The following is a 20,293-nucleotide window of genomic DNA, read 5'->3' as shown; positions in this document are numbered from 1 at the left end:
AAAGCCTGCCGCCCGCCCCGCTTCCACAGTATCGGGAGCGGGTGCGCAGGCCCTGCCTGCACACCATCACGCACTTGCCTAGCTATCACTTGCGAGGATACCCGGTTGCCTTCTACGCGACTGAAACTTCGCTCCTGTTCACTCTTTGGCGATACCCATTCATGACTACACCACAAGACAACTCATTGGCCATCAATCCGCCGTCGCTGCCCAAAGGCGGCGGCGCCATTCAAAGCATCGGCAAGGGCTGGGGCGCCGTGGGCGCCAGCGGTGCGGCCACCTTCCAGATCCCTCTGCCCCTCTCCGCCGGGCGCGGCAGTGCGCCGCAACTGGGCCTGAGCTATAGCAGCGCAGCCGGCAACGGCCTGTGCGGCATGGGTTGGAACCTGAGCCGCGATGCAATCACACGACGCACCCAGAAGGGCACCCCGGCCTACACCTGCGACGATGAAATCGTCGGCCCAGGCGGTGATGTCCTGCTGCCCGAGCGCAATGCGCAGGGTGCTATCGTCAGCACCCAAGTCGATCGCTTTCGCGGCCAGGCACTGAGCGTCAGCTATAAGGTCACCCGGCACTTCCCTCGAATCGAGGGCAGTTTCGCCCGCATCGAGTACTGGCAATCGAGCGATACCGATACAGGCTTCTGGCTGGTGCACGGTGCAGATGGCAGCTTGCATCTGTACGGCAAACGCGACAGCGCCAAACTGTTTCCCGTCGATGCGCCGCACAAGGTGGCCGAATGGCTTCTTGAAGAATCGGTATCGTTCACCGGGGAACACCTGCTTTACGAGTATCGGTGCGAAGATAGCCGCAACTTGCCAGCCGACGACGACCGGGATCACAGCACTCAGCGCTACCTGACACGGGTACGCTACGGCAATCTCACCGCCCACGCGCCGCTGTACCTGTGGGACGAGGCGAGCTTGCCGCAACACTGGCACTTCGACCTGGTACTGGACTATGGCGAACGGTCCATGGAGCAGGCTGCAATCCCCGCCTACGTCGCCAGCCAGTCCTGGCCGGTACGACCCGACCCTGTCGCAAGCTTTGCCTACGGCTTCGAGGTGCGCACGCTGCGCCGCTGTCAACAGGTGCTGATGTTCCATCATTTCGACGAATTGGGCAGCGCCCCCGTGCTGGTCAATCGGCTGTGGCTGGAATACGGTCAGTGCCAGGGTTACAGCCTGCTCACGGCGGCCATCAGCCAGGCCTGCGAAGGTGAAGAGCTGCACGAACTGCCGCCGCTGGAGTTTCGCTACGAACACTTCGATCTCGCTCGTCGCCAGTATCATCGATTCGAGCAGATGCCGGGCCTGGATGACGGCCAGACCTACCAACTGGTCGATCTTTATGGCGAAGGGCTGGCCGGCGTGCTGTACCGCGAGGACAACGCCTGGCGCTACCGCGAGCCGATGCGCGATTTTACCGAGGGCGACCCCGATGCCGTAACCTACGGGCCCTGGAAACAGTTGCCCGCGCAACCCTTGGCCGACAGCCGCAAACCGCTGCGCCAGTTCCTCAGCGACCTGACCGGCGACGGTCGCCTGGACTGGATCATGGCGCAGCCAGGCTTCAGCGGCTTCTTCAGCCTGGATCCCGATCGCAGCTGGTCCGGCTTCACCCCCTTCAATGCCTTCCCGCTGGAGTTCTTCAACCCCCAGGGACAGCTGGCTGACTTGATGGGCGAGGGTCTGCATGACCTGGCCATGATCGGCAGCCGCAGCGTCAGGCTGTATGCCAGTGGGCGTGAAAATGGCTTCGAACGGGCTTGCGAGGTGCTACACGACGAAGACGCGCTGCCGCTGCCCAGCGACAGTCGACACGAACTGGTGGCCTTCAGCGACGTGCTGGGCAGTGGTCAGCAGCACCTGATCCGCATTCGGCACAACGAACTGCGCTGCTGGCCCAATCTTGGCCGCGGCGTGTTCGGCAAGAGCTTCAAGCTGGCCAGTTTGCCTTTTACCCATGACGAGTTCGACGCGTCCTGCATCCGCCTGGCCGACCTCGATGGTTCCGGCGCGGCCGACCTGATCTACCTGGACAGCGAACACGCCCGGATCTTTATCAACCAAGGTGGCAACGGTCTGGATGCGCCGGTGCTGCAGGCCTGGCCGGAAGGCCGACGTTACGACAACACCTGGCAGGTCAGCGTGGCCGACCTGCAGGGTCTGGGCTGCAGCAGCCTGGTGATCAGCATCCCGCATCGGGCCGGGGAGCACTGGCGGCTGGACTTCAATGACGGCTGCAAGCCTTACCTGCTGGCCGCCTCCAACAACAACATGGGCGCTGCAACCCAAGCCTTCTACCGCAGTTCGGCGCTGGAGTGGCTGGAAGAAAAAACCGAGAAGCTGGCCCGTGGCGAGTCCGCGGTGTGTGGGCTGCCGTTTCCCGTGCATGTAGTGGTGCGCCAGGTCCAGCACGATGAAATCACCGGCAATACGCTTACTCAACGCCTGCAATACCGTAGCGGCTATTACGATGGCCAGGAACGGGAAATGCGCGGCTTCGGCCTGGTGCTGGCAACCGACACCGCGGCGGACGTGGCCAGTGAAACACCCCATTCCCCACCTCTGCTGACCAAGACCTGGTACCACACCGGACGGTCCATCGACGAAGTCCTGGAGCAAACCAACGCCAGCGACAGTCAGGCACGCGTATTGGGGCCGACCCTGCTGCTGCGGCATGACGAGGCGAGCGGTGAGGACACTGCGCTGCCCGACATCGACCGCTCATTGCGGCAGGAAGTGGCGCGGGCGCTCAGCGGGCAGATGCTGCGCAGCGAAGTCTTCGGATTCGATGGCGACGCTCGCGACGCTTTGCCTTATAGCGTGCAGCAGGTCCGCCTGGGCGTGCGTCTGCTGCAACCCAGCAGCGAGCACCAGCGCCATGCGGTGCTGTTGCCCATGACACTGGAGACCTTGGTCTATCAGTACGAGCGTCTGATGGACGATCCGCAGTGCAACCACAGCGTGCAGTTGCGCGCCGACCGCTATGGCGCGGTTACCCATGCGGTAACGATTGCCTACGCCCGCCGCAAGCATGAAATCGACACACCGCCTTATAGCGATGAGCACGAGCAGACCTGGTGGCGCGACGCGTTCGATCCGGCTCAACACCGGTTCTACTTCAGCGAAAGCCGTGCACAGGCCATCCACCTGACCGTCGATCCGCAGTATTGGCGCCTGGGCCTGCCCTATCAGACGAGGGCCAACGCCTGGTCGCTGTCAAAGGCTGAGGTGAGGCTGGACCAATTGAGCTATGAAGCCCTCCTGGCCAACGATGGCCTTCTGGGCGCCACGGCACCGCGCACGCTGACCGCACTGGCTCTGCAACGGTATCAAGGCTGCGCGGAGGGCACCGCGAACTTCCTTGCGCTGGCCGATTTCAGCGAGACCGCAGAGCTGGATGACACCGCTCTGCAAGCCTATGCCGATGTATTGGAACCGGCTACCCTGGACGCCAAGCTCATCGAACTGGGCTACACACGCATGCCCGCTTTTCTGCCCGCAGAACCTTCGCGTGTGCTGTGGTCGGTGCGTTCGGGCTATGCGACCTACGGAGGCGCCGAGGCCTTTTACAAGGTCCTGGCTTATCGGCAGTCGCCGGCAGTGGGTGAAACGCGAGTGGAGTACGACCGCTACCAGTGTCTACCGATCAAGGTGATTGCCGCCGATGGCTGCACTACCCAGGCGGTGTACGACTACCGCTCACTGCAACCGGTGCAGATCACAGATCCCAACGATAACCAGCAGCAGGCTAGCTACGATGCGTTCGGGCGGTTGTCCTTGAGCAGCTTCCATGGTACCGAAATGGGTGAGCCCGTAGGCTTCGCGCCCCTGAACGGCCAGACGATGGCCGGGAGCATCGCCGAAGCCATCGCCGATGACGCTGCCGGACTCGGCGATTGGGCCAGCGCCTATGTCTATGAAAGCGATTCCTGGATGGGCGAACCATCCGCCGAGGGTGTGGCCGATGAATTCGCGATTGCCCAGCAGGTCAATGCGGGACGGGTGACCCTCAACGGTCGCTTGCGTGCCAGCGCGCGGTACCAATGGCATCTGGGGCTGCTGGACGCCGAAAGCGCGGAGACTTTGACACCGCTGGTCACTCAGTCTCGACAGCCTGTGCGGGTCGCCATGTTTCAGGCAGACCGCTACCCAGGGGACCCCGAACGTCAGGTGCGCATGAGCATCGACAGCTTCGATGGCTTCGGGCGAAGCCTGCAAAGCAAACAGCGGGTCGAACCCGGCTTGGCCTATCAGGTTGATGAGGACGGTGCATTGATGCCGGGGGAGATCCAGGCCGATCCTCGCTGGCGAGTCAGCGAACGAGTGGAGCATGACACCAAGGGTCAAGTGATCCGGGTCTATCGCCCCTACTTCGCCAACAGCGACCGTTACATCAATGACGACAGCCAGCGCGGTGCCGAGCACGGCTATCACGACCTGCAGTTCTACGACGCGCTAGGCAGACCGACCGAGACCTGGACCGCCGCCGGTTGGCTGCGCCGCCAGCGGTACGCGCCTTGGTACAGCATCAGCGAGGACGAAAACGACACCGCCGAGGAGGTGCTGGCCATGCGCGCCGCAAACGCGTGATCCTGACGGGCGCTAGCCCAGCGGACAGTGTTCGCAGGGCGGCACGTCGGTGACCTGCCGGGCCAGGCAGCAGTGGCGTCGCTCGCGGCGCCCGTCACCCAGGTAGCGCACCGGCTGGTACAGCGGATTGGCACGTCCGTCGGCCAGCTTGCGTTGGCTCATCAAGCCCTCGGCGGGCGCCAGGTTGCGCAGGCCCATCTGCTGCAACCGGCGCACGCTGCTCTCCAGATAATCCCCCGCGTTGCCCCACAGCACCGCGGGCGGCACCTCACCGTATTGGCTCAAGGCATCGATGAATGGCCGCAGGTTGCTGGCGATCCACGGCTCCAGCGACGCCTGCGCATCACCCTCTTCCCCCGCCTCGAAAAACCGCACGGCCAACGGCACGCCCCGCTCGTCGAGGATCAACCCGGTCTCGCGCAGCAGCAACGGCAGATCCCAGCCATGCGCCAGCTGGCTGACCAGCATCGCCGGTAACCAGTGCATGAAGTAGTACTTGGACCACTGCGAGACCAGCACCGGTTTGTGCTCGTCGAGCATGGCCGCGCCATAGATGCGCGTCAGCAGTTGATCGAGCACGCGCTTCTGCAGCAGCGCCGGGAGCGCCACGGCGACGCGTGGATCGTCGTCGGCGGCAAGGCCGGTAAGGAGGTCGCGATAGGGGCTTTGATGAAGGTTCATGGGTTCCAGTGACAGTGCGGCGCTCTTGGCGGCTGACGCGAAGAAGTCCAGATAGACGACACAAAAATTCACGCTTTCACAAGGCTTGGTGTCGGCAGACGTCGGCAAGTTCAGGTGACAAACGGTTCAGGCCGCTCCCCTCTTGGCCTGCAAGGGTCTGCTGGCGACACACACAAAATACCCACAACTTATCCACAGCTGGGCGCCTTGCAATAGCCTCAATACCGCATTATCTTGTATCCCGATCTGCGCAAACCACTACATGTAGGGTTTGGCCGTAAAAAGCCAAGCATAAGTCAAAGGCCGAACTCAAGCCCCTGCAGTGTGCTTTTCCCGTGTTTTGCACTAAAGAATTCCCCGCCTACCGCTGCCTGCGGACGGCCGCATTTTCAGCTCTTTCCTACACCCAAGCGTTGAAGGCTCAGGCCTTCCGCTTACAGCTTTTTGGTGACGGACCCAATGACTGGCGTCCGCTCAAACTTTTGAACGTGGAGATACTCACCCCATGCAAACCGACACAACTCGCGAGAACTCGCCGGCCAAAGCGCCGCAGGCCGCCGATGCCACTCCGGATCTGGCCGCGACCGCTCCAGGCCAACTGCGCGTGATCAAGCGCAACGGTACCGTGGTCGGCTACACCGACGACAAGATCACCGTGGCCATCACCAAGGCGTTCCTTGCAGTTGAAGGCGGCAACGCTGCCGCCTCGTCGCGCATCCACGACACCGTCGCGCGCCTGACCGAACAGGTCACTGCCACTTTCAAGCGTCGCATGCCATCGGGTGGCACCATCCACATCGAGGAAATCCAGGACCAGGTCGAACTGGCCCTGATGCGTGCCGGCGAGCAGAAAGTCGCCCGCGACTACGTGATCTACCGCAACGAGCGCTCCAAGGAGCGCGCCACCCGCACCCCGGCCGACGCACCGGTCGAAGCGCACCCCAGCATTCGCATCACCAAGGCTGACGGCAGCCTGGCGCCGCTGGACATGGGTCGCCTGAACACCATCATCAGCGAAGCCTGCGAAGGCCTGGCCGAAGTCGACGGCGGTCTGATCCAGAAAGAAACCCTGAAGAACCTGTACGACGGCGTGGCCCTGACCGATGTCAATACCGCCCTGGTGATGACCTCGCGTACCCTGGTCGAGCGCGAGCCGAACTACTCGTTCGTCACCGCCCGTCTGCTGATGGACACCCTGCGCGCCGAAGGCCTGAGCTTCCTGGAAGTGGCCGACAGCGCCACTCACCACGAGATGGTCGACCTGTACGCCAAGGCCCTGCCGTCGTACATCGCCAAGGGTATCGAGTTCGAACTGCTGAACCCCGTGCTGGCCACCTTCGACCTGGAAAAACTGGGCCGGGCGATCAACCACGAGCGCGATCAGCAATTCACCTACCTGGGTCTGCAGACCCTGTACGACCGTTATTTCATCCACAAGGATGGCGTGCGTTTCGAACTGCCGCAGATCTTCTTCATGCGCGTGGCCATGGGCCTGGCGATCGAAGAGAAGAACAAGGAAGACCGCGCGATCGAGTTCTACAACCTGTTGTCGTCCTTCGACTACATGGCCTCGACTCCGACCCTGTTCAACGCTGGTACCCTGCGTCCGCAGCTGTCGAGCTGCTACCTGACCACCGTTCCGGACGACCTGTCGGGCATCTACGGCGCGATCCACGACAACGCCATGCTGTCCAAATTCGCCGGTGGCCTGGGCAACGACTGGACCCCCGTGCGCGCCCTGGGCTCCTACATCAAGGGCACCAATGGTAAATCCCAAGGCGTGGTGCCGTTCCTGAAAGTGGTCAACGACACCGCGGTTGCAGTGAACCAGGGCGGCAAGCGCAAGGGCGCGGTCTGCGCGTACCTGGAAACCTGGCACCTGGACATCGAAGAATTCATCGAGCTGCGCAAGAACACCGGTGACGATCGCCGTCGTACCCACGACATGAACACCGCCAACTGGATCCCTGACCTGTTCATGAAGCGCGTCTTCGACGACGGCAAGTGGACCCTGTTCTCGCCCAACGAAGTCCCGGACCTGCACGACCTGACCGGCAAGGCCTTCGAAGAGCGCTACGAGTACTACGAAGCGCTGACCGAGTACAACAAGATCAAGGTGTTCAAGACCGTCCAGGCCAAAGACCTGTGGCGCAAGATGCTGTCGATGCTGTTCGAAACCGGTCACCCATGGCTGACCTTCAAGGACCCGTGCAACCTGCGCTCGCCGCAACAGCACGTCGGCGTGGTGCACAGCTCGAACCTGTGCACCGAGATCACCCTGAACACCAACAAGGACGAGATCGCGGTCTGCAACCTGGGCTCGATCAACCTGCCGAACCACATCACCGACGGCAAGCTGGACACCGCCAAGCTCGAGCGCACCATCAACACCGCCGTGCGCATGCTCGACAACGTGATCGACATCAACTACTACTCGGTGCCGCAGGCGCGCAACTCCAACTTCAAGCACCGTCCGGTCGGCCTGGGCATCATGGGCTTCCAGGACGCGCTGTACAAACAGCACATCCCGTACGGTTCCGATGCTGCGGTCGAGTTCGCCGACAAGTCGATGGAAGCGGTCAGCTACTACGCCATCCAGGCGTCCTGCGACCTGGCCGACGAGCGCGGCGCCTACGAGACGTTCCAAGGTTCGCTGTGGTCCAAGGGCATCCTGCCGCTGGATTCGCAACAGATCCTGATCGAGGCCCGTGGCCAGAAGTACATCGATGTCGACCTCAACGAATCCCTGGACTGGGCACCGGTCCGTGCCCGCGTGCAGAAAGGCATTCGCAACTCGAACATCATGGCCATCGCACCGACCGCGACCATCGCCAACATTACTGGCGTTTCGCAGTCGATCGAACCGACCTACCAGAACCTGTACGTGAAATCGAACCTGTCGGGCGAGTTCACCGTGATCAACCCCTACCTGGTTCGCGACCTCAAAGAGCGCGGCCTGTGGGACTCGGTCATGATCAACGACCTCAAGTACTACGATGGCTCGGTGCAGCAGATCGAACGCATTCCGCAGGAGTTGAAAGACCTCTACGCGACCGCTTTCGAAGTGGACACCAAGTGGATCGTCGACGCCGCCAGCCGTCGCCAGAAATGGATCGACCAGGCCCAGTCGCTGAACCTGTACATCGCCGGTGCTTCGGGCAAGAAGCTCGACGTGACCTACCGCATGGCCTGGTACCGTGGTCTGAAAACCACCTACTACCTCCGTGCCCTGGCCGCGACCAGCACCGAGAAGTCGACCATCAGCACCAGCAAGCTCAACGCCGTATCCAGCGGTGGCGACAGCGCGCCGATGCAGGCCGCTCCAGCTGGCCCGGCGCCTGTGCCGAAAGCCTGCGCGATCGACGAGCCGGATTGCGAAGCTTGCCAGTGATCCCAGGTTTCAATACCCCTAGCTCGTAATCGCACCGCCCCCTTCAAGCCTCTGCAAAGAGGCTTGAAGGGTTCACCTACCCCGCCTTTTTCCGCACATTCTTCGTGCTAACCAGCTCGCAAGCTGGAGACCAGCACATCCCTTGCCCGCGTTAACGTTCGATTTTTTTCAAGCCTCGATGACTGATCGCGAGTGCCTGAATTTTTTTTTGCATCGCGATGCAACGAATCTGCTTCGCTCAAATCAGAGGTTTTACACCCCCTGATCGAGAGTCCTGAAATGCAGATACTTCCCCAATCCCAGAATCGCATGCCCGGCCGTGAAAGCGAACTGACGCCGCCTGCCGAGCATATCCGGGCTACTTACAAGGGCGCGGGTCGCTTGCAAGGCAAGAAAGCGATCGTGACCGGCGGAGACAGCGGCATCGGCCGCGCCGTGGCCGTCCACTTTGCCCGCGAGGGTGCAGATGTCGCCATCGTCCATTTGCCAGAGGAGGCAGACGACGCGGCGGAATCTATCCGAATGATCGAGGCGGAAGGCGTGCAAGCGCTTTCGATCGAAGCCGACTTGCGCAGCCCCAAAGCGTGCAAAGAAGTGATCGACACGGCAATCGGCGCTTTTGGCAGCCTTCATATACTGGTGAACAACGCCGGCATCCAGAAAGTTGCCAAAGACCTGAGCGACATATCAGACAGTGATTGGCTATGGCACTTCGAAATCAATGTCCATGCGATGTTCTTCCTCAGCCGTGCCGCTCTGCCGCACCTCGGCGAAGGCGCATCGATCATCAACACCACATCGGTCAATGCCTTCGCCGGTAACGAATTCCTTGTCGCCTATTCGACGACCAAGGCCGCTCAAGCGGGTTTTACTCGCGCACTCGCCCTTCAACTGGCCGCCAAAGGCATCAGGGTGAATGAAGTAGCTCCGGGACCTGTCTGGACCTCGATCCAGCCGGCCGGTTTCGGCCCCATGGATCCCCAGATGGTCGCCGACATGGGCAAGGATGTCCCCATGAAACGCATTGGACAGCCCAGTGAGCTGGGGCCGGCGTACGTCTATCTCGCCAGTGAAGAAGCCTCCTTCGTCACCGGGCAGACGATTCATGTCAACGGCGGGATGATCATCAATGGATAATGCCTTCGCCTATGTGGCGCCTCCCCTTTGCGCTTGGATAGACAATCCAAGACACAGCCATTGGCTTGATACGCAGGGGCAGCGCTTACTCGATTTTTCCAAGCAATCAAAGGTGACGAACGGTTTCGCCGCGCTTGATGACCACGGTGAACTGACTGCTGACCCAGTGGCTGAAACCATCATCACGGCACGCATGACACACGCCTATGCACTGGGGGCTATTCTCGGCCTGCCCGGGTGCATGCCACTGGTCGAACATGGCGTAACGGCGCTGTTGGGTCCGTTACGCGATCCCGTCAACGACGGTTGGCTACCCGACGCTGCCGATGTATGCGGTCGGAAGCTGGCCTACGTCCATGCGTTCGTTGGCCTGGCTGCGTCCTCAGCCTGCGTGGCAGGAGCGCAGAATGCGGGCGTTCTTCTGGACGCAATCGTCGACGTTCTGGAAAGGCACTTTTGGTCAGAGAGCGAAGGGGCGATGCGTGAAAGCTTCGCGGCCGACTGGGGCGATGAAGAGCACTATCGAGGTGCCAACAGCAACATGCACAGCGTGGAAATGTGCATGGCCCTGGCAGATGTACTGGATGCTCCCCTGTGGCGCGAGCGCGCGCTCAGAATCGCGACCCGCGTGATCCATGTGCATGCCCGCGCCAATCACTATCGGGTAGCCGAACACTTCGACCCCTCCTGGCATATCGATAAAGCCTACAACCAAGACAAATCCACGGATGATCTGCGTCCCTTTGGAATGACGCCCGGTCACTTCTTCGAATGGTCACACCTACTCGTGAAGCTGGAAGCTGCGCTTCTGGCCAATGGCAAAGAGGCGCCTGCATGGCTGTTCCAGGATGCGGTAGGACTGTTCAATGCGGGTATTGAAACCGGCTGGGCTGCAGACGGTCAGCCCGGTATTGTCTACACCATTGGTTGGGATGATAGGCCCTGCGTAAAGAACAGAGCCCATTGGGTCCAGGCTGAAGCCATCACAGCAGCAGCCACTCTGCTCAAGCGTACAGGTGACATTCAATATGAAGACTGGTATCGATCTTTCTGGAATTACGTCGATCAACACGTGATTGACAGACAACTTGGCAGCTGGCACAACGAAGTTGATCCGCAGGGCAAACCTTCTCGTCAGGTGTACCAAGGCAAAGCGGATCTTTATCATGCCTATCAAGCCACTTTGACGCCGACCCTGCCCGTCACGCCCTCCATTGCTACAGTGCTGGCACGTTGCAACAGATGAACTGCGGTAACGCTGGACTCTGCTGACGAGGTAGTTGAAATTTCGTTTCAAAGCTTGAACGACTATCGGCAATACTCGATGCATTCCAGCGAGAAAACAGGGAACCTGATGTGAATCCATACACCTATAGCCCACCGACCGGGCCCATGACCTCATGACGTCTTCAGGGCGCACGAACGCCACGTCCCACGACGTGGCACGCCTGGCCAACGTCTCGCAGTCAGCGGTTTCCAGGGCGTTCACAGCGGGCGGTAGCGTCTCCGAAGCGAAGCGCAAACGAATCATGGAAGCTGCGGCAGAACTGGGCTACCAGCCCAACCGTCTGCCCGGCATGATGTTGAGCGGTCGGTCGCACATCATTGCCGTGGTGGCTGGAGGTTTCTATAACCCGTTCCACACCATGGCGCTGGACGCTTTTCTCAAGGGCATCAGCGCTCGTGGCAAACAGGCGATGGTCATCCAGGTTGAAAGTGACCGTCTGCTCGACGCGGTGGTTGCAGACTTCGCCGGGTACAGAATCGATGGCGTCGTCAGTTCGCTCTCCGTGGGTTCACATGATATAGCGACGGCCCTGGCGGCTCACCGCGTCCCTGTGGTCACGCTCAACTCGGAGATTACCAACGACTACATCAAGGCAATCAACTGCGACAATCGAGCCGCAGGTCGGTTGGCCGCGCGCCACTTGGTGGAACGGGGAGCCACCCGTTTTGCTTTTATAGGCGGTCCGGGAGATCACATTGCGCATCGAGAACGTGGCCTGGGCTTTGCTCAGGAGTTGGCGGCGCTTGATGCCTGTGCACCTACCATGGTCGAGGGCGACTACACCTATCGTTATGGATACGATTGGGGCTGTACGCTGGCCACTGACGGCAGCCGTCCGGATGCCGTGTTCTGCACCAATGATCTCATGGCCTTCGGCGTCATGGACGCCATCAGAAAAGAAGGTGGCCTGCGCTGTCCCGAGGACGTGATGATCATAGGCTTTGACAACACACCTGGCAGCGCCTGGAGAAGCTACGACCTGACATCGTTCGATCAGAACCTGGACACTCTCGTTGCAAGGGCACTCAGCCATATCGTGGAACCAGAAGACGAAATCGATGACAGCCAACCGATGCCTCGACTGATAGCAAGAGCAAGTACGAACAGAAATCAGCCAGGCAAAGAACAGGATGTCTAGCGTTTCAGTTCATCGAATGCAGCACGTACTTTCACCAACCGATAACCAATAAATTTGCCCCTTCACGGGCTGACCTTGATCGTCCGCGAAGGTTTTCGGAAAACATTGCGTACACTCGAACAGCCCCCACACGGAACCTTCCTCACGGCTGCCCGTCAACCCATCGAACCCACTCTCGGATTGGTCACTACCATGAAAACCACCGCCGCCCTGCTCCTGGCCTGTATGGCCGCCCCCGCCTTCGCTGCCGAGATGTCGCACGGCAACAGCGACATGACGCCGATGCAGCATGAATACATGATGAGCATGGAAACCATGCAGAAATCCATGCACGAAGGCGGCATGGAAAAAGACGCCGACGTAGCGTTCGCCAAAGGCATGCTGGCCCACCACAAGGCGGCGCTGGACATGGCCAGGATCGAGCTCAAATACGGCAAGGACGCGGAAATGCGCAAGCTGGCCGAAGACATCATCAAGGCCCAGCAGGCCGAGATCGACCAGATGGAGACATGGGTCAAGAAACATCAGAAGTGATGTAGACGTTCGCCTGGGAGTGCCGCCCCCTTCGCCGCTCTGCCCGCAAGCCCGCTGCGTCCCACTGTAGGTGCATACATTGTGGGAGCGGGCTCTGCCCGCGAAGAGGCCAGTATGACCACCCCAACACTCCCCCTATTTTCGATGTAAGCTTTCACCCTCCCCGCTCGAACCCCACCTTCAAGGAGTCCGCCCATGAGCAACCGCCAAAGCGAGATCGCCGCCGCCCTGGCCGTGGTCCCCCCGTTCGCCGACGACCACGCCATCGATCAGGAAATAGAACGCCGCAAGGCCTTCATCAAGCAGTGCCTGACCAGCGCAGGCTTGAAAGTCCTGGTGCTGGGCATCAGCGGCGGCGTCGACTCGCTCACGGCCGGACGCCTGGCACAGTTGGCCATTGAGGAACTGCGCACGAGCACGGGTGATATGGACTACCGGTTCATCGCCGTGCGCCTGCCCTACAACGTCCAGCACGACGAGGACGACGCAGCGGCTTCCATGCGCTTCATTCGCGCCGACGTCGAAGAAACGGTGAACATTGCCAGCGCCGTGCAGGGCCTGGCGCAGCAAACCACTCAGCTTCAGGAGCTGAGCGACGCCCGTCGCGACTTCGTCATGGGCAACGTCAAGGCCCGAGTGCGCATGGTCGCGCAATACACCATTGCCAACGCCAACAATGGCCTGGTGATCGGTACGGATCATGCGGCCGAAGCGGTGATGGGCTTCTTCACCAAATTCGGTGACGGTGCCTGCGACCTGACGCCCCTAAGCGGTCTGGTGAAGAACCAGGTACGCGCCATCGCCCGCCGCCTGGGCGCGCCGGACAACCTGGTGATGAAGGTGCCCACCGCCGACCTCGAAGAGCTGCGCCCCGGCAAGCCGGATGAAGACGCCCATGGCGTCAGCTACAAGCAGATCGACGCGTTCCTCCACGGCGAGCCCGTGGGCGACGAAGCCTACGCGATTATCGTCAAGGCCTACGACCAGACCCGCCACAAGCGTGAGTTACCGTTTGCGCCATGAGCCGGGACCGCAGCGGGCCGTTCGCGGCCGCTGACCGCTCCTACAGAGAGCGGAATAGCGTAGAAGCGATCATGGGCCGCGAAAGCCTTTGTTTCAGCCCCTGCTGGCTACCTGAATCAACGCCTTCATCTCTGCCACTGCCGCCTTGAAGCCGACGAACAGCGCGTGGGCGACCAACGCGTGACCGATGTTCAACTCGTTCACGCCGCGAATCGCCGCGATCGGCTCGACGTTGTGATAGTGCAGGCCGTGGCCGGCATTGACGATCAAGCCCTGGCCCAGGCCGAAGCCGACGCCGTCGACGATGCGCTGCAGCTCAGCGGCCACTTCGCTCGGGGTCTGGGCATCGGCGTAGCGGCCGGTGTGCAGTTCGATCGCCGGGGCGCCCATGCGCTTCGAGGCTTCGATCTGGCGTTCGTCGGCATCGATGAACAGTGACACCTCGCAACCCAGCTTGCTCAGGCGCTCCACGGCGGCCTTGATCTTGGCTTCCTGACCGGCGACGTCCAGGCCACCCTCGGTGGTCAGCTCTTCGCGGGTTTCGGGCACCAGGCACACGTGGGCCGGGCGGATCTGCTCGGCGAAGGTCAGCATGGCCTCGGTCACGCCCATTTCGAAATTCATGCGGGTCTGCAAGACGTCCTTGAGCAGCAGCACATCGCGCGGCTGGATGTGCCGGCGGTCTTCGCGCAGGTGCACGGTGATGCCGTCGGCGCCCGCTTCCTCGGCGTCGAGCGCGGCCTTGACCGGGTCGGGGTAGCGCGTGCCACGGGCCTGGCGCAAGGTGGCCACGTGATCGATGTTGACGCCCAACAGAATGCGGTTACAGGTATCCACGAGAACTCTCCGAAAAATCCAGGGCACAGCATACGTGTTGGTCAGGGCTTGCGAAACAACTCGCGGCTGACCAGCGGACGGCCGCCCAGGTGCACGGCCAGGGCCTGGCGCATCAAGCGCTTGGCTGCGGCCAGCGCGCCTGGCGTTTCCCAACTGGCCTGGGCCATGGCGAGCAATTCGGCGCCCTGGAACAGTCCGGGTTGCAGCAGCTCGACTCGCTCCAGGCCGGCATCCACCAACAGGCGGTACAAGCCGTCGGTTGCCACCGGGTCACCGTTGACGTCCACGTCCAGGGCGAAGCCATAGCCGAGCTGGTCCAGCAGGCGCCATTCGAAGGAGCGCAGCAGAGGCTCCAGAGCACGCCCGGCGCCGAGCGCCTGGAGGGTCGCGGCGTAGTGTTCGAACACCTGGGGATGAGGGTCTTCGCTGGGCAACAGGCGAATGATCAGCTCGTTGAGGTACAGGCCGCTGAACAGTGCGTCACCGAGCATCCATACCGCCACCCCGGCGGATTCCATGCGCGAGACGTTCTTGAGTTCGCCTTTGCCGCGAAACTCGACTTCCAGCGGCACGAAGGGCCGCGCCAGGGTGCCGGCCTTGCCGCGCGCATTGCGCAGCACGGCCCGCAGGCGGCCCTGGGGGGTGAGAAAGTCGACCAAGGCGCTGGTTTCGCGGTAGGCACGCGAGTGCAGGACGTAGGCGGGTTGTGGGATTGGGGTGGTCGACATGTGGGCGACTCGGGTTTAGCGTCTGGACGGGCCTCTTCGCGGGCAGAGCCCGCTCCCACAGAAAACCTAAAGCTCATCGTGCGCGAAGAGGTCCGCACAAGCACCACAAGACTATTGGTCGTTATACCCCAGCGAGCGCAGCGCGCGCTCGTCATCGGACCAGCCGCCCTTCACTTTCACCCACAGATTGAGCATGACCTTGGAGTCGAACAGCACCTCCATGTCCTTGCGCGCCTCCATGCCGATACGCTTGATGCGCTCGCCCTTGTCGCCAATGATGATCTTCTTCTGACCATCGCGTTCGACCAGGATCAAGGCATGGATGTGCAGGGTTTTGCCCTGCTGCTTGAATTCTTCGATTTCCACGGTGATCTGGTACGGCAGCTCGGCACCCAGCTGGCGCATGATCTTCTCGCGCACCAGTTCGGCGGCCAGGAAGCGGCTGCTGCGATCGGTGATCTGGTCTTCCGGGAAGAAATGCTCGTTCTCGGGCAAGTGCCCGGCAATGACCTTTTCCAGCGCATCCAGGTTATGCCCCTGCTGCGCGGAGATTGGCACGATCTCGGCGTTCGGCAACTGCTCCTGCAGCCAGGTCAGGTGCGGCATCAGCTCAGCCTTGTCCTCGATGCGATCGGTCTTGTTGATCGCCAGGATCACCGGCCCCTGCACATACTGCACGCGCTCCAGAACCAGCTGGTCTTCGTCGGTCCACTTGGTGCGGTCGACCACGAAGATCACCACATCGACGTCTTTCAACGCCGCCGACGCGGTCTTGTTCATGTAGCGGTTCAGGGCTTTCTCGTTGCCTTTGTGCATGCCCGGGGTGTCCACGTAGACCGCCTGGATCTCGCCCTCGGTCTTGATGCCCAGCATGTTGTGGCGGGTGGTCTGCGGCTTGCGCGACGTGATCGCCAGCTTCTGCCCCAGGATGTGGTTGAGCAGCGTCGACTTGCCGACATTCGGGCGGCCAACGATGGCTACATAGCCACAACGGGTAACGGGTGCATCAGTCATTGCCATTCTCCACGCCCAGGGCGATCAGGGCAGACGCGGCGGCCACCTGTTCGGCGATGCGACGGCTGACGCCCTGGCCCCGGCTTTTCTCATTCAGAAGGACGACTTCACACTCGACGAAAAACTGTCGGCAGTGCGGGTCGCCCTGGATATCCACCACTTCATAGCGCGGCAGTTCAGCACCGCGCGACTGGAGGAACTCCTGCAGGCGGGTCTTGGGATCTTTGTTGGTGTCGACCAGGGTCAGCCCTTCGAACTGACCTTCCAGCCAGGCCAGCACACGATCGCGCGCTGCCTCCATACCGGCGTCCAGGTAGATGGCGCCGATCAAGGCTTCCAGCGCATCGGCCAGGATCGATTCACGGCGGAAACCGCCACTCTTCAGCTCACCCGAACCCAGGCGCAGGTAGTCGCCCAGATCGAAGCCGCGGGCCAGGATGGCCAGGGTCTCGCCCTTGACCAGGCGCGCCCGCAGCCGGGAAAGCTGCCCTTCACGGGCTTGCGGGAAGCGTTCGAACAGCGCTTCGCCCGCCACGAAATTGAGAATCGCATCGCCCAGAAACTCGAGGCGCTCGTTGTTGCGCCCGGCGAAGCTGCGGTGAGTCAGTGCCAGCACCATCAGGTCCTGGTCCTTGAAGGTGTAGCCCAGTTGGCGCTCGAGGCGGCCGAGGGAAGCGGTCACGGCTTGACCACGCTGAACTGACGATCGAACTTCACTACCACGTCCAGATTCTGGATCAGTGGCTCACGCTTTTCATACTTGAGGTGGGCCTGAAACACATTGCCCGCATCGGTGACGCTCAAAACCTTGTTCAAATCCAGATCCTGAATATTGTTGACCTGCATGGCCCGGCTGACGTGGCCATAGAATTCACCCACCGTATCGACTCGGGTGGACTTGTCGGCGCCGATCGATTCGATGGCTTGGGTGAGGGTCCGGTTATCCATGTAGTGCGGCACCAGCTTGAAAGCCGTGCTCGCCACGAACGCCACCACCGCCAGGGTCAGCAACCAGCCGACGATGGACATGCCTTGCTGAGACTTCACTGCGTTCATGCCGGACACCTCGGAAAACATTCGGCGCCGTCCATGGACGGCGCCGGCAGCGCTACTTGATCAGCCCGACTCGAGAGAAGTTGGGCAAGTGGCTGAGCTTGGGTTCAGGCCAGCTCATCCAGATGGCGAAGGCCTTGCCGACGATGTTCTGGTCGGGGACCATGCCCAACAGATCCTTGGGAATCGACGGGTCATCCCAGTAGCGGCTGTCGTTGGAGTTGTCGCGGTTGTCACCCATCATGAAGTAGTGCCCGGCGGGCACCGTCCACTGGCTGTCGGGCGGCGCACGGTAGCGCGACATTTCCTGACGGATCACGTGTTCGACCTCGCCCAGCTTTTCCTTGTACAACTCGGCGCTGCCCAGACTGCCCGGCTCGCTGCCGACCAGCTGGCGAGCGATCAACTCGCCGTTGACGTACAACTGCTTGTCCGAAGTGTAGCGAATCCGGTCGCCCGGCAAGCCGATCACGCGCTTGATGTAGTTGACGTTGGGGTCGCTGGGGTAGCGGAACACCATGACGTCGCCACGCTTGGGATCGTTGACCTCGATGACCTTCTTGTCCAGCACCGGCAGGCGAATACCGTAGGAGAACTTGTTGACGAGGATGAAATCACCCACTTCCAGGGTCGGGATCATCGAACCCGACGGGATCTGGAACGGCTCAACCAGAAACGAACGCAACACCAGCACGATGAACAGCACCGGGAAGAACGACTTGCCGTACTCCACCAGCAGCGGTTCCTTGTCCAGGCGTTCGACCACCGACGGCTCGGGCTGGCTGACGCTGCCCTCGTAGTTGGCGATCGCAGCCCGTCGCCGTGGCGCCAGGAAGACCAGATCAAGCAAGGCCAGCAGACCGCAAACGGCTACGGCGATAACCAACAACAACGGGAAATTTAGGGACATAGGACTCGATTATTCCAACCTGAGCACAGCAAGGAAGGCTTCCTGTGGAATTTCCACGTTGCCGACCTGCTTCATGCGTTTCTTACCGGCCTTCTGTTTCTCCAACAGTTTGCGCTTACGGCTCACGTCGCCGCCGTAGCACTTGGCCAGTACGTTCTTTCTGAGCGCCTTGACAGTGGTCCGGGCGATAATCTGTCCGCCAATGGCGGCCTGGATTGCCACGTCGAACATCTGCCGAGGGATCAGCTCCTTCATCTTCTCGGTCAAAGCACGACCCTTGTAGGCCGCATTGTCGCGGTGCACGATCAGCGCCAGGGCATCGACCTTGTCGCCGTTGATCAGCACGTCCAGCTTGACCAAGTTGGCCGACTGGTAACGCTCGAAATGGTAGTCCAGCGAGGCATAGCCACGGCTGGTGGATTTCAGGCGGTCGAAGAAGTCCAGCACCACTTCGTTCATCGGCAGGTCGTAGCGAACCTGGACCTGGCTGCCGAGGAACTGCATGTCGCGCTGCACGCCGCGCTTCTCGATGCACAGGGTAATGACGTTGCCCAGGTGCTCTTGAGGCACAAGAATAGTCGCCGATACGATCGGCTCGCGGAAGTCCTCGACGGATGAAACATCCGGAAGCTTCGACGGGTTGTCGACATAAATGGTTTCGCCGGTCTTCATGACCACTTCGAAGATCACGCTCGGGGCCGTGGTGATCAGGTCCAGGTCGTACTCGCGCTCCAGGCGCTCCTGGATGATTTCCATGTGCAGCATGCCCAGGAACCCGCAGCGGAAGCCGAAGCCCAGGGCGTCGGAGCTTTCAGGCAGGTACTGCAGCGACGAATCGTTGAGGGTCAGTTTCTGCAGGGCATCGCGGAAATCTTCGAAGTCTTCCGAGCTGACCGGGAACAGGCCGGCGTAGACCTGGGGCTGAATCCGCTTGAAGCCGGGCAGCACAGGCACGTCAGGGGTGCTGCTCAAGGTCAGGGTGTCGCCGACAGGCGCACCGTGAATGTCCTTGATGCTGCCGATGATGAAGCCCACTTCGCCGGCCTTGAGGTCAGCGGTGGCCGTGTGCTTGGGGGTGAAGACGCCGACGCTGTCGACCAGGTGTACCTTGCCGGTGGACTTGACCAGAATCTTGTCGCCCTTCTTCACCCGGCCATGGCGCACGCGCACCAGCGAGACGACGCCCAGGTAGTTGTCGAACCAGGAGTCGATGATCAGCGCCTGCAGCGGCGCATCGATGTCACCGGTAGGCGCCGGAATGGTATGCACCAAGCGTTCGAGCACGTCGATCACGCCCATGCCGCTTTTGGCGCTGCACGCCACGGCGTCGGTGGCGTCGATGCCGATGATCTTCTCGATCTCGTCCTTGACCTTGTCCGGGTCGGCCTGGGGCAGGTCCATCTTGTTCAGCACCGGCATCACTTCCAGGCCCTGTTCGATGGCCGTGTAGCAGTTGGCCACGGACTGGGCTTCGACGCCCTGCCCCGCATCGACCACCAGCAGCGCACCTTCGCAGGCCGCCAGCGAGCGGCTGACTTCGTAGGTGAAGTCGACGTGGCCGGGGGTGTCGATGAAGTTCAGCTGATAGGTTTTGCCGTCCTGCGCCTTGTAGTGCAGGGTGACGCTGTGCGCCTTGATGGTGATCCCGCGCTCACGCTCCAGGTCCATGGAGTCCAGGACCTGGGCTTCCATTTCGCGGTCGGCCAGGCCACCGCACATCTGGATGAACCGATCGGCGAGGGTCGACTTGCCGTGATCGATGTGGGCGATGATGGAGAAATTGCGGATATGACTCAAATCACTCACGGGTCAACACTCAAAAAGGCTGCGGGCCGGACGCCCAACGAAAAATAGCCGGGAATTGTACCTGAATAACGTTCGGGTGTGGGAGCCGGTGGGTTACGGGTGGCAGTGCCGACGTCTTCGCGGGCAGAGACCCGCTCCCACAACCTTATGGCGTG

At 61.4% G+C, this 20,293-nt stretch carries 15 protein-coding genes; 7 read left to right on the top strand and 8 right to left on the bottom strand.

Annotation, left to right across the window (positions count from 1 at the left end; all coding sequences use genetic code 11):
- Positions 1-161: 161 nt before the first annotated feature.
- Positions 162-4,598, top strand: coding sequence for a SpvB/TcaC N-terminal domain-containing protein (locus tag BLV18_RS04880; RefSeq protein ID WP_090356698.1), 4,437 nt, complete (start codon positions 162-164; stop codon positions 4,596-4,598).
- 12 nt (positions 4,599-4,610) lie between these two features.
- Here BLV18_RS04880 and fhuF read toward each other — a convergent pair whose 3' ends face one another.
- Positions 4,611-5,279: a siderophore-iron reductase FhuF gene (gene fhuF, locus BLV18_RS04875; protein WP_090362014.1), complete on the bottom strand. Its 669-nt coding sequence runs from the start codon at positions 5,277-5,279 to the stop codon at positions 4,611-4,613.
- A gap of 505 nt (positions 5,280-5,784) precedes the next feature.
- Between fhuF and BLV18_RS04870 the strand changes: the two genes are divergently transcribed.
- From BLV18_RS04870 to nadE, 6 genes are all read left to right on the top strand, one after another.
- The gene (locus BLV18_RS04870; RefSeq protein WP_090356694.1) at positions 5,785-8,670 is read left to right on the top strand and encodes a ribonucleoside-diphosphate reductase subunit alpha; all 2,886 of its coding nucleotides are present in this window, start codon (positions 5,785-5,787) and stop codon (positions 8,668-8,670) included.
- 279 nt (positions 8,671-8,949) lie between these two features.
- Complete coding sequence (locus BLV18_RS04865) at positions 8,950-9,807, top strand: glucose 1-dehydrogenase (RefSeq protein ID WP_090356692.1); 858 nt, start codon at positions 8,950-8,952, stop codon at positions 9,805-9,807.
- A complete protein-coding gene (locus BLV18_RS04860) occupies positions 9,800-11,053 on the top strand; it encodes a D-mannose isomerase (protein WP_090356690.1) in 1,254 nt (417 codons plus the stop codon). Before BLV18_RS04865 ends, BLV18_RS04860 begins: the two co-directional genes overlap by 8 nt.
- Positions 11,054-11,246: 193 nt before the next feature.
- A complete protein-coding gene (locus BLV18_RS04855) occupies positions 11,247-12,233 on the top strand; it encodes a LacI family DNA-binding transcriptional regulator (protein ID WP_167375910.1) in 987 nt (328 codons plus the stop codon).
- Positions 12,234-12,425: 192 nt separating this feature from the next.
- The gene (gene copM, locus BLV18_RS04850; protein WP_090356686.1) at positions 12,426-12,767 is read left to right on the top strand and encodes a CopM family metallochaperone; all 342 of its coding nucleotides are present in this window, start codon (positions 12,426-12,428) and stop codon (positions 12,765-12,767) included.
- Positions 12,768-12,962: 195 nt separating this feature from the next.
- Positions 12,963-13,790, top strand: coding sequence for an NAD(+) synthase (nadE, locus tag BLV18_RS04845; protein WP_090356684.1), 828 nt, complete (start codon positions 12,963-12,965; stop codon positions 13,788-13,790).
- A gap of 93 nt (positions 13,791-13,883) precedes the next feature.
- Here the strand turns inward: nadE and pdxJ are convergent, their stop codons facing one another.
- The 7 genes from pdxJ to lepA all read right to left on the bottom strand — a co-directional run bounded on the left by pdxJ (position 13,884) and on the right by lepA (position 20,138).
- A complete protein-coding gene (pdxJ, locus tag BLV18_RS04840; RefSeq protein WP_090356681.1) occupies positions 13,884-14,627 on the bottom strand; it encodes a pyridoxine 5'-phosphate synthase in 744 nt (247 codons plus the stop codon).
- A 41-nt stretch (positions 14,628-14,668) separates the two neighbouring features.
- Entirely contained in the window at positions 14,669-15,355 is a 687-nt protein-coding gene (gene recO / locus BLV18_RS04835; RefSeq protein ID WP_056845139.1) for a DNA repair protein RecO, read from the bottom strand.
- 111 nt (positions 15,356-15,466) lie between these two features.
- Positions 15,467-16,369, bottom strand: a complete 903-nt coding sequence (era, locus tag BLV18_RS04830) for a GTPase Era (protein ID WP_049860727.1) — start codon at positions 16,367-16,369, stop codon at positions 15,467-15,469.
- Complete coding sequence (gene rnc, locus BLV18_RS04825) at positions 16,362-17,051, bottom strand: ribonuclease III (RefSeq protein ID WP_049860726.1); 690 nt, start codon at positions 17,049-17,051, stop codon at positions 16,362-16,364. The genes era and rnc overlap by 8 nt, the downstream gene beginning before the upstream one ends.
- Positions 17,048-17,425 carry a DUF4845 domain-containing protein gene (locus BLV18_RS04820; RefSeq protein ID WP_090362011.1) on the bottom strand — a complete coding sequence of 126 codons (378 nt, stop codon included), beginning with the start codon at positions 17,423-17,425 and terminating at the stop codon, positions 17,048-17,050. The genes rnc and BLV18_RS04820 overlap by 4 nt, the downstream gene beginning before the upstream one ends.
- Before the next feature lie 52 nt (positions 17,426-17,477).
- Positions 17,478-18,332, bottom strand: a complete 855-nt coding sequence (lepB, locus tag BLV18_RS04815) for a signal peptidase I (RefSeq protein WP_090356679.1) — start codon at positions 18,330-18,332, stop codon at positions 17,478-17,480.
- Between the two features lie 9 nt (positions 18,333-18,341).
- The gene (gene lepA, locus BLV18_RS04810) at positions 18,342-20,138 is read right to left on the bottom strand and encodes a translation elongation factor 4 (protein WP_049860724.1); all 1,797 of its coding nucleotides are present in this window, start codon (positions 20,136-20,138) and stop codon (positions 18,342-18,344) included.
- Positions 20,139-20,293: the final 155 nt, after the last annotated feature.

The sequence above is a fragment of the Pseudomonas coleopterorum genome (genome assembly GCF_900105555.1).
Taxonomy (GTDB): domain Bacteria; phylum Pseudomonadota; class Gammaproteobacteria; order Pseudomonadales; family Pseudomonadaceae; genus Aquipseudomonas; species Aquipseudomonas coleopterorum.
This window is presented reverse-complemented; position numbering and strand designations above follow the sequence as displayed.